The sequence below is a fragment of the Streptomyces sp. SPB074 genome, assembly GCF_000154905.1.
In the GTDB taxonomy this organism is placed as follows: domain Bacteria; phylum Actinomycetota; class Actinomycetes; order Streptomycetales; family Streptomycetaceae; genus Streptomyces.
On the sequence record NZ_GG770539.1, the window covers coordinates 1,642,078 to 1,643,720 of the forward strand.

The following is a 1,643-nucleotide window of genomic DNA, read 5'->3' on the forward strand; positions in this document are numbered from 1 at the left end:
CCCGCCTCGCGTAGCGCGGTTCGTGGACCGTCAGCCCATGAACTTCTTGAACTCGTCGGGCAGCTCGAAGGCGCCGCCGCCCTGCTGAGCGGCGTCCTGGCCGCCAGCTGCGGCCTGGGCGCGGCGTTCGGCGGCGGCCTGCTCGTCGGCCTTGCGCTTCATCGGGTTGCCGCTGCGGCGCTTGCCCTTGGCCTGCTTCTGCTGCTTCTTCTGGCGGCCCGGGCCGCCGCCCATGCCCGGCATCCCGGGGAGCCCGGGCATTCCGCCGCCCTGCGCCATGCGCGACATCATCTTGCGCGCCTCGAAGAAGCGCTCCACGAGGTTCTTCACGGCGCTGACCTCGACGCCGGAGCCCTTGGCGATACGGGCGCGGCGCGAGCCGTTGATGATCGTCGCGTCGGCCCGCTCGGCCGGCGTCATCGACTTGATGATCGCGGCGGTGCGGTCGACGTCGCGCTCGTCGAGGTTGTTGATCTGGTCCTTGATCTGGCCCATGCCGGGCAGCATCCCGAGCAGCTTCGAGATGGAGCCCATCTTGCGGACCTGCTCCATCTGGGCGAGGAAGTCGTCGAGCGTGAACTCCTTCGGGCCCTTCTGGAGCTTGCGGGCCATCTCTTCGGCCTCTTGCTGGCTGAAGGTCCGCTCGGCCTGCTCGATGAGCGAGAGGACGTCGCCCATGTCGAGGATGCGCGACGCCATGCGGTCCGGGTGGAACGCGTCGAACTCGTCCAGCTTCTCGCCGTTGGAGGCGAACATGATCTGCTTGCCGGTGACGTGCGCGATGGAGAGCGCCGCACCGCCTCGCGCGTCACCGTCGAGCTTCGAGAGCACGACGCCGTCGAAACCGACCCCGTCGCGGAACGCCTCGGCGGTGTTGACCGCGTCCTGGCCGATCATCGCGTCGACGACGAACAGGATCTCGTCCGGGCTGACGGCGTCGCGGATGTCCGCGGCCTGCCGCATCAGCTCCTGGTCGATGCCGAGCCGTCCGGCGGTGTCCACGATCACGACGTCGTACTGCTTGGTCCGCGCGTACTCGACGGAGTCCTTCGCGACCTGGACGGGGTCGCCGACGCCGTTGCCCGGCTGCGGCGCGTAGATGCCGACGCCGGCACGCTCGGCGACGACGCTGAGCTGGTTGACGGCGTTGGGACGCTGGAGGTCGCAGGCCACGAGCAGCGGCGAGTGGCCCTGCCCCTGGAGCCAGCGACCGAGCTTGCCCGCGAGGGTCGTCTTACCGGCGCCCTGAAGACCCGCGAGCATGATCACGGTCGGGGGCTGCTTGGCGAAGCGGAGACGTCGCGTCTCGCCACCGAGGATGCCGACGAGCTCCTCGTTGACGATCTTGATGACCTGCTGCGCGGGGTTGAGTGCCTTGGAGACCTCTTCGCCGAGAGCGCGCTCCTTGATCTTCTTGATGAAGGCGCGCACGACGGGGAGCGCCACGTCGGCTTCGAGGAGCGCGATGCGGATTTCCCGCGCGGTGGCATCGATGTCCGCCTCGGACAGCCGCCCCTTGCCGCGGAGGCTCTTGAAAGTCGCTGAGAGGCGATCGGAGAGGGTATCGAACACGGCGCTCGTCGGTCCTCGGGGTCGGGGGCAGGGGTAATCGCTGTCTAGGGTATCCGCCCCGTCGTGAACCG

The 1,643-nt window shown here is 68.9% G+C and carries 1 protein-coding gene; it reads right to left on the reverse strand.

The features are described from left to right. Positions 1–30: 30 nt before the first annotated feature. Positions 31–1,572, reverse strand: a complete 1,542-nt coding sequence (ffh, locus tag SSBG_RS06505) for a signal recognition particle protein (RefSeq protein WP_008745415.1) — start codon at positions 1,570–1,572, stop codon at positions 31–33. Positions 1,573–1,643: the final 71 nt, after the last annotated feature.